Annotated in this window: 6 protein-coding genes and 1 pseudogene; 5 read left to right on the top strand and 2 right to left on the bottom strand. The window is 68.4% G+C overall.

What is annotated here, in order from left to right:
• The 3 genes from AC1D2O_RS33600 to AC1D2O_RS33590 form a co-directional block, all read left to right on the top strand.
• A partial coding sequence (locus AC1D2O_RS33600) for a hypothetical protein (RefSeq protein WP_478158612.1) occupies positions 1–233 on the top strand: 233 nt, incomplete at its 5' end.
• A gap of 189 nt (positions 234–422) precedes the next feature.
• Entirely contained in the window at positions 423–1,175 is a 753-nt protein-coding gene (locus AC1D2O_RS33595; protein WP_478088267.1) for a hypothetical protein, read from the top strand.
• 125 nt (positions 1,176–1,300) lie between these two features.
• A complete protein-coding gene (locus AC1D2O_RS33590; RefSeq protein WP_478088270.1) occupies positions 1,301–2,593 on the top strand; it encodes a DUF3422 family protein in 1,293 nt (430 codons plus the stop codon).
• Between the two features lie 135 nt (positions 2,594–2,728).
• Here the strand turns inward: AC1D2O_RS33590 and AC1D2O_RS33585 are convergent.
• Positions 2,729–3,733 (bottom strand): annotated as a pseudogene (locus AC1D2O_RS33585) (Bug family tripartite tricarboxylate transporter substrate binding protein).
• Positions 3,730–4,650, bottom strand: coding sequence for a LysR family transcriptional regulator (locus AC1D2O_RS33580; protein WP_478088272.1), 921 nt, complete (start codon positions 4,648–4,650; stop codon positions 3,730–3,732). The pseudogene AC1D2O_RS33585 and the gene AC1D2O_RS33580 overlap by 4 nt, the downstream one beginning before the upstream one ends.
• 119 nt (positions 4,651–4,769) lie before the next feature.
• Between AC1D2O_RS33580 and AC1D2O_RS33575 the strand changes: the two genes are divergently transcribed.
• A complete protein-coding gene (locus tag AC1D2O_RS33575) occupies positions 4,770–7,520 on the top strand; it encodes a tannase/feruloyl esterase family alpha/beta hydrolase (RefSeq protein WP_478088274.1) in 2,751 nt (916 codons plus the stop codon).
• Complete coding sequence (locus tag AC1D2O_RS33570) at positions 7,520–8,863, top strand: alpha/beta hydrolase family protein (protein ID WP_478158611.1); 1,344 nt, start codon at positions 7,520–7,522, stop codon at positions 8,861–8,863. The genes AC1D2O_RS33575 and AC1D2O_RS33570 overlap by 1 nt, the downstream gene beginning before the upstream one ends.
• The last annotated feature ends 5 nt before the right edge of the window (positions 8,864–8,868 follow it).

Below are 8,868 nucleotides of genomic sequence, written 5' to 3'. Positions count from 1 at the left end.
CCGTCACGCCCGTCAAGTACAAGGGAGGCCTCTACTACGTGATGCGCGATTCCTCAAATGGAATGGCGCTGGTCGGCAACTCGGCCCAGTACTCGGTCTACCAGGAAATGCGATATCAACAACGCATGAACAACGAGGATCTGCGAGAGGCTCAGATCGACGAGATGAATAACGTGGATTGGGGCACGTGGGGCGGTGGCGGCGCGGCCTTTGTCGGCGGTTTCGCCCGTTGAGCGAGCGATCGGCGATCGGCTCTTTCGACAATCGTTAGCTCGACCCCATCGAGCTGCTTCAGCGAGACGACGGCGCGGATTCTCGAGATCGCTCTGCGCAACCTCGAGGAGGCGGGATTCTTCCAGGCCGATGAAGCCGCCGGGGGCGGCCACGCGATGGATGAATAGGCATACCGCGCATCGACTAGCATGCTCGGCATGACCCCATTGCAGTTTGAACTCGACCGCCTGTACGGACTGGGCGTGAACGCCGCAGATGGCGCCACCCCGGGCGTCGGACAAGCAGGGGCCCAGCGTGGCATCCGAGCCGTGGTGCTGGAGCTGGCGCTACCCGCGGGTTGGGGACAGCTTTCTTCAGTCTGGAAGGGGACCCAATCGGATCTCGACCTTCCTGCCCCCGCCATTGCGGTCTCTGGCACAGACGGGCTGCAGCTGTGGTTCTCCCTTGCGTTGCCGATCTCGCCGAGTGTCGGCGCGCTTTTCTTGCGGGGCCTCCGTGCACGCTACCTGTCGGACGTCGGGGCGACGCAGGTGCGTCTGATCACCGAGACGGCTGAATGTCCGGCTGCGCCGCCCGTCGAGACCAGCCCGGACCGCTGGTCGGCGTTCGTCGCCCCCGATCTGGCGTCAGTGTTCGCCGATACACCGTGGCTGGACTTTCCTCCGACCGTCGAAGGCCAGGCGGCGCTTCTGCGAGCGCTCGAGCCTATTCGACAAGTGGCCTTCGAAGCCGCATTGAACCGGCTTGGCGCGATCGAAGGCGAGGAGTCCCGCGAGCCGCCCACCTCGAAGCTGTCCGGTGCGGCAGAAGTGCAGACGTGCGAGCAAGGAGACATCGATGCGGTACGCTTTCTGAGAGGCGTCATGAACGACGAGACGGCGCCCCTGGCATTGCGGATCGAAGCCGCAAAGGCCTTGCTTCCCTATGCCAAGAGCTCGTAGTCAGCTGCCGGGTTGACGCACCGGCATCGTCCCTTTGTCGCGCAGCGTGTCGGCGCCCAGATCACATCGAACAGCCGCAGTATGCTTGCTGAACTGCGCATCGCCAGGTTTCTCACTCGTCGCTCATGCCATCTCTCAGCCGCGTCCCCCAGCATCCGCAGCGCGCGGAACTGCACAACGAAGTCCATGCCCGCCCGCCGGAGGCGCTGACAGGCGCCTTGAGCATTGCGCACGTCGTGATGCTGGCCGACGCTGAGCAACGCGCGCAGAGTCGAGCGCATCTTGCAAGGCTGTTGCGCGACCATCATTTGACGCCACCTGACGAGAACACCACGCATTTGCGGGTCGAAGTCGGATCGCTTCGCTTGCGCTGGGAACTGCATACGGAATTTGTCACCTGGACGTTCACGATGCATGAACAAGCTCCAGCAAGCCATCCTCGCCTGCCAGCCAGCGCGATCAATGCCGTGCCGCAGGACTGGCTCAGCGGGCTTCCCGGGCAGTGCCTCTGCAGCCTCGATCTCTGGGTATTTTCAGAGCATGGAAGCGTCGGAGACATCTACGTCAGGGAGATGCTCAATGAGCAGACGCTGGTAGGGTCCAGCGTCGCGGGCGAGCAGGCGCAGGTGTATACGGACTTCGCCATCCACGCCGACGGCTCTTCCCGCATCTTGCTTTTCGCGAACGAGTTGCAGCCTCGTCGACTCGGGCGACTGGTGCAGCGGATCCTTGAGATCGAGACATACCGAATGGCGGCCCTGCTCGGATTGCCAGCGGCGCGGCAGGCAGGCGAGGCGCTGGGCAGCGCCGAAGGCGAGTTGGCAGCTCTCGCGCAAGCCATTCGCAGCGCCGACCGCGACGCGGAACCTGTCCTGCTGGACCGGCTCACGCGACTCGCCGGGGAAGCCGAGAGCCAGCATGCAGCCACGCATTCGCGACTTTCCGCCAGCAGCGCCTACTTCGAGCTGCTGGACCAGCGCATCGCGCAGATTTCCGAAGCAAGGCTGGATGGTCTTCAGAGCATTGCCGAGTTCATGGACCGACGCCTGACCCCGGCGCGAAAAACTTGCGAATGGGCGGTCAGGCGACAGGATTCTCTGTCCCAACGCGTCTCCAGAATGAGCAATCTTTTGCGCACTCGCGTGGAGATCGAACAGCAGCAAAGCAGCCAGGCGCTGCTGGAAGCCCTGAACCGCCGGCAGGACCTTCAACTGAAGCTGCAGGCCACCGTGGAAGGACTCTCGGTTGCGGCCATTACCTACTACATCGTCGGCCTCGTGAGCTATCTTGCCAAAGGCGCTCAGAAAATCGGCTGGCCGATGTCACCGGAAACCTCGGCTGCACTGGCGATTCCTTTCGTTGCGTTCAGCATCTGGTGGTCGCTGCGGCGCCTTCATCGAAGAGTGTTCGTCCACTAGGACAAGGACATCGCTGTCGAGGCTGGTCTCGATCGCAGCCAGGTGGCACTGCGGCGGCAGCGTCTCATGGACGGCGGCGCCGATGCGCTTCGCAAGGACGCGCCGCGCACGGGTCGGCCTGCCATGGCGAGTCGGTCAGTCGAACTGTCCGCGGTTTCCCATGACCAGGACGCGGTTGCGCCGCCTGTCGGCGGCGATCTCCCGCGCGAACGCTTCGCTGCTGCCTTCGGCCGGCATGTTGTGGGAGTCGCGCAGTCGCGCGCGCAGCGCTTCGCCTCGCAGCACGCGGTTGATCTCGGAATTGAGATGCTGCACCACCGCGGGCGGCGTGCTCGCGGGCGCGAAGATCCCGAACAACGAATCACGGTTGGCCCGCTCGAAGCCCAGTTCGGCGAGCGTTGGCACCGTCGCCAACGCCTCGACACGCGCTGGCGCGCCCACGGCCAGCGCCTGGAGGCGGCCGTTCTCGATGTACTGAAGCTGCTGTGCCGCGACGTTGGTCGAGAGCACTTCGAACTGCCCGCTTAGCGCATCGTTGAGCTGCGGGCCGCCGCCTTGGTAAGGAATGTGCGTGATGTCGGTGCGGCTCTGCATGCGTACTTGCGCCAGCACCATGTGGCCGATGGTCGCTACGCCCGAGGTTGCTCAGCGCACCGCGCCGGGTCGGCTGCGCGCGAGTGCGATCAGATCCCCGAACCCGTGGCCCGCGAAGGACGGGGTGCCCACCACCAGCACCGGTGTGCGCATCACGCCGGCAACGGGCGTGAAGCCGTGCAGCGAGTCGTAGGACACGCGCGCGAGCAGCGGGTGCAGCGTCAGCGGGCTGATGGCGGAGAAGGCCAGCGTGCAGCCGTCGGGCGCCGAACGCGCGAGCACGCCCATGCCGAGGCTGCCGCCCGCACCGGAGCGGTTCTCGATCAGGACCGGCACGCCGAGCGACTGCGACAACGGTTCGGCCAGCGCCCGTGCCATGCCGTCGCTCACACCGCCGGGCGGGTAGACCACGATCAGCCGCACCGGCCGATCCGGCCACGCGGGCGGGGCGGCGCGCAGCAAATTCGGCGCGGCAAAGGCGGCCGCGAACAGCGCACCCGTGCCGCTCAAGAAGAGACGGCGTCGCGGCACCAGCGCGGCGCTCATGACCGCGGGTTCCCACTTGCGAGCCTGCGCAGCAGCGCAGTGAAATGCTGTGCGGGCAGGTTGTCTTCTTCGGCGCGGGACACCAGCGTGAGCGGGGCGTCGAGCTGGCCGCCGTCGGCCAGCCGGGCATAGGCGACGGCCGCCGCATGCACGCCGGCCATCGAGGCCGGCACCACCGACAGGCCCACGCCGGCCGCCACGAGGTTCAGGTTGGTCATCATGCGGTCGACCTCGGCCACCACGCGCGGGCGCAGCCCCTTGGCGTGGCACAGCGCGAGCAGCTCGGCGTAGAGGCCCGGCGCACCCGGGCGCCGCACGAGGATGAGACCTTCCTCGCACAGCTTCGCGAGCGGCAGCGGGCGCGAGTCCTTGCGCCGCGCAAGGGCGAAGCGATGGTCGCTGGGCATGGCGACGAGCACCGGCTCGCGCAGCAGCGTCTCGAACACCAGCCCGTCGGGGCGCGCCACTGGCACGCGCAGCAGGCCGCAGTGGAGGCGGCCCAGCGCCAGCGCCTCGGTCAGTTCGGCGGCGTTGTCCTCGCGGAGTTGCAGCTCCACATCCGGGTGCGTGCGTCGGAACGCGCGCAGCGCCTCGGGCATGAATTGATGCGCCGCCGCCGAGCTCGTGAAGCCGACCGCGAGCCTGCCGGCCTGGCCTTTCGCCACGCGCGCCATGCGCTGCTTCATGGCGTCCATGTCCTGCAGCAGGCGCAGCGCCTCGACCTGGAACAGCCGGCCCGCGTCGGTGAGCGCCACGCCGCGCGGATGGCGCCTGAACAGCAGTACGCCGAGCTCGCGCTCGAGCGCCTTGATCTGCAGGCTCAGGGGCGGCTGCTGGATGCCGATCTGCTCGGCCGCACGCGTCATGTGGCCGGTCTCGGCGACGGCCACGAAGTAGCGCAGCGCTCTTATGTCCATATGTTTTTGATATTGGAAGTGCCCCTTTATTTTATTTGACCCGAAGTCACTCGTGAATCTATCGTCCGGCCGCCCATTCAAAAAGCGGCCCTTCGAGGCCGCATGCCGGAGACAAGTCCATGCGCACACCGCGCCCTGCCTCGATGATTCGCGCCGATCTTGGCGCCTGCCGCTCGTTCGCCACCGCGATCGGCGCATCCCTGCTTCTGGCGGCCTGCGGCGGCGGTGGAGGCGGCGGCACCGGCTTCTTCCCGGCCGCATCCACGACCCAGCCCGCCGCCAACAGCAACACCCCCTCCGCCAACGAGCCGTCCGACAACCCGCCGCCCACGCCCGTGCAGCCGGTGGTGTCTTGCGCAGAGCTCAACGGCAAGAACCTGCCGGCCTCGACGATCGGCCTGCCCACGCAGGGCGCGACCGTCACCAGCGCCACCCCCGTGGCCGCGGGCGAGGCCGGCAATCTGCTGGGCGACTACTGCCGCGTGCGGGGCACCATCCAGCCGATCGACGCGGCCGCCTCGGTCATCAACTTCGCGGTCAACTTGCCCGAGCAATGGAACCGGAAGACCATCCACTTCGGCGGCGGCGGCTTCAACGGCCGGCTGATCGACGGCACCGAGACCGTGCGCTTCGGCCCTGCCGACAAGCCGGCGCCGCTGGCGCTCGGCTACGCCACCTACGGCGACGACTCGGGCCACCAGTCGAGCAGCATCACCGACGGCCGCTTCGCCGCCAACGACGAGGAGCTTGCCAACTACGGCAGCCAGTCGCTCAAGAAGACGCGCGACGTCGCGCAGGCGCTGATACTCGCGCGCTATGGCCTGCCACCGAAGCACGCCTACTTCCTCGGCACCTCGACCGGTGGCCGCGACGCGCTCAGCTACATCCAGCGCTGGCCGCTCGACTACGACGGCGCAATCGCCAACGAGCCCGCGCTCAACTACACCGGCACCCGGCTGTCGAACGTGGCCGTGGGCCGCGCGCTCTACGGCAACGGCGGCGCGGGCTGGATGAACGTGGCCAAGACGCTGCTGGTGCAGAAGACCGCGATGCAGGCCTGTGACAAGCTCGACGGCGCGGCCGACAGCATCGTGAGCAACGTGGAGAGCTGCCGGCTGCTGAACACGCAGATCCTGGCCTCGCTGCGCTGCAGCGGCGGCTTCGACACGGGCGACGCCTGCCTGTCGGACGCGCAGCTCGCCACCGTCCGCACCATCGAGTCTCCGCTCGATTTCACGACCTACTTGCTCGCCAACGGCGTGAAGCGCGCGGGCGGCTACAACATCCTCGAAGGCGCGCTGGTCGCGGGCCCGTACACCACGCGCGACCTCGGAACGCGCAAGGTGCCGGCCAATCCGGCCACCTCGGCCGACGCCAACATGTACGTCACGGGCGACCAGTGGGTGAAGTACTTCGTTGCGCGCAGCGTGGGCTTCGACTCCCTGGCTTTCGATCCGCTGGACCCGGGCAGCTACACGGCGCGCGTGACCGAGGTGTCGAACCTGACCGACGCCACCGACCCGAATCTCACGCCCTTCCTCGCGCGCGGCGGCAAGCTCATCCTGTTGCACGGCCTGGCCGACGAGGTGATCAGCCCCAATTCGACCATCGACTACTACCAGCAACTCGTCGCCACCGTGGGCCGGGACTCGGTCGCGCGGAACGTGCGCTTCTACACCGTGCCCGGCATGGGCCACGGCACTGGCAGCTTCATTCCCAACTGGGATTCGCTGGCGGCGCTCGAGGGCTGGGTCGAGGGCGGTCTGGCACCCGCCACCGGGGTGGCGGTCGATGCCGTGGCGGGCACCTACGGCCGCACGCGCCCTCTGTGCCAGTTCCCGGCCTGGCCCAAGTACCGCGGCAGCGGCAGCCTCGACGCCGCCGTCAACTACAGCTGCGTGACCGAGGTCGGCGACCCGCTGGCCTGCCCGCACCTGCCTGCGACGGCCAGCACCTACAAGGGCGGCAACAGCTTCGGCGAAGAGCTCAGCGTGGCGATCGATCCGTCCACCATGGCCTATGCCGTGACCATCGAGGCGAGCCTCCAGCGAAGCGCTGGCACGCAGCGCAGCGGTTCATTGGTGGCGCAAGGGCAGTGCAGCTACGCCAGCAGCGAGGCCGGGGCGCTGTTCACCTTCGCGCCGGGCGGCGTGCTGCTCGGCGGCGTCAACGCGCCCGTGGGCGGCGGCTTCGCACCGCTGCTGGCCTTCCAGACCACTTTCGAGAACGCGGGAACGCCCACTGTGTTCAACCCGGTGGCGAACATCTTCAACGCGGTGGGCGTGCAGCAGGGATCGGGCGCCGCCGCTGCCCAGGCCGCATCGGTCAGACTGCGCAACGCCGGGACCTTCCAGTACTGCCGCGACCCGGTCTCGGGCGGCTTCATGGTCTACGACGCCAACTGCACCCGGACCGAGAAGGGCTACATCACCTACAACGCGACGCGCAAGGCCTTCGACCTGTTCACCACCTCGCCGACGGGCGGCGCCGCCACCAGCGGCGGCACGCTCAGCGGCTCGATGGTGATCGGCCTGGTGAACGGCAGCCCGGTGCCGCTGCACCTGGTGCGCGAATCGGCCGCCAATGCGGGGCTGCGCATGTTCTCGCTGCAGCAAAGCCTGATGGCCGGCTCGGCCGACGGCAGCTATGCGATGGTCAGCGTCCAGGGCGAGAACCACGAGGCCACGGTGGCCGGCAGCGCCCTGAACCTCGGCGGCGCCACCGCGGCGCTGAGCCCCGACACGCCGGTGCCCGGGGTGGTGCAGGCCGATGCGGGCCGGCCGGGGCATTTCATCTTCAACAGCGGCGTGCTCGGATTCGTGTCCGCCGCGGGAGCGAACGCGGCGCTGGAACTCGGAGTACGCCATTGATGAACAAGCGCCTGCGCCTCGGCGCATTCGCCTTGCTGGCCGCCGCACCGCTGCTGTCCGCGCACGGCGCGCCTGCCGCGCCCAAGCCGACCGCCTGCCCCGCGCCGGTGCCCAAGGCCGCGCGCTGCTACACCGGCGAGGACGGAGCGGGCGCCTTCTACTGGATCGCGATCCCGAAGGACTGGAACCGGGTGCTCGTGATGCACGCCCACGGCGGCCCCGAGACCGGCCCGCCGACGCTGGAACGCAGCGAGGAAGACCTCAAGCGCTGGGCCGTCACCGTGAAGGCCGGCTACGCCTGGGCGGGGTCGACCTATCGCCGCGGCGGCTACGGCGTGACCATGGCGGCCGAAGATACCGAGCGCCTGCGCCGGATCGTCGTGCGCGAATTCGGCCAGCCGCGCCGCACGCTGCTGCACGGCCAGAGCTACGGCGCGGGCGTCGCCGCGAAAGCCGCCGAGACCTATGCGCCGGTGGGCGCCGCGAAGAGCCCTTACGACGGCCTGCTGCTGACCAACGGCGTGCTCGGCGGCGGCAACAACGCCTACGACTTCCGGCTCGATCTGCGCGTGGTCTATCAACAGGTCTGCGGCAATCATCCGCGCTCCGACGAACCGCAGTACCCGTTGTGGCTGGGCCTGCCGATGGACGCCAGGCTCACGCGCGCCGAGCTCGCCGCGCGCGTCAGGGAGTGCACCGGCGTCGGCCTTCCCGCGGCGCAGCGCTCACCCGAGCAGGCGGCGCGGCTCCAGACCATCCTGTCGGTCGTGAAGATCCAGGAACGTTCGCTGGTCGGCCACCTGAACTGGGCGACCTGGCTCTTCCAGGACCTGGTGCAGCAGCGCCTGAACGGCCGGAACCCCTTCGGCAACATCGGCGTGGTCTACCAGGGCTCGACCGATGACGCGGCGCTCAATGCCCGCGTCGCGCGCTACGCAGCCGATCCACGGGCCTTGGGCGCGCTGGCGGCAGACAGCCAGCCCACCGGCCGCACCGCGCTGCCGACCGTGGCGCTGCATGCGATCGACGACCCGACGGCTTTCGTCGAACTGGAGAACACCTACCGCCGCATCCGCGACGCCGCCGGCACCGGCGACCTCCTGGTGCAGAGCTTCAGCGCCGAGCGCGAGCACAGCTACCTGAGCGATTCGGAATACCCCGCGCTCTTCGCCGCGCTGCTCGACTGGATCGACAAGGGCGAGAAGCCCACGCCCTTAGGCCTCGCGCAGCGTTGCGCCGCGTTGATGGCGCGCTACGACACCGACGGCCGAAACGGCTGCCACATCAAGCCCGGATGGCAGCCGCCCGCGCTCGAAACCCGGGTGCCTTCCCGCACCCCCTGATTCCT

This window comes from Variovorax sp. P1_G12, assembly GCF_056405555.1.
Note: the sequence above shows the minus strand (reverse complement) of the source record. Positions and strands in the feature narration are given on the sequence as shown.

What these genes read in the sequence shown, in the direction of transcription:
- AC1D2O_RS33595 (WP_478088267.1), top strand. Translation starts at nt 423, where the DNA reads ATGCTCGGCATGACCCCATTGCAGTTTGAACTCGACCGCCTGTACGGA.
- AC1D2O_RS33590 (WP_478088270.1), top strand. Translation starts at nt 1,301, where the DNA reads ATGCCATCTCTCAGCCGCGTCCCCCAGCATCCGCAGCGCGCGGAACTG.
- AC1D2O_RS33580 (WP_478088272.1), bottom strand. Translation starts at nt 4,650, where the DNA reads ATGGACATAAGAGCGCTGCGCTACTTCGTGGCCGTCGCCGAGACCGGC.
- AC1D2O_RS33575 (WP_478088274.1), top strand. Translation starts at nt 4,770, where the DNA reads ATGCGCACACCGCGCCCTGCCTCGATGATTCGCGCCGATCTTGGCGCC.
- AC1D2O_RS33570 (WP_478158611.1), top strand. Translation starts at nt 7,520, where the DNA reads ATGAACAAGCGCCTGCGCCTCGGCGCATTCGCCTTGCTGGCCGCCGCA.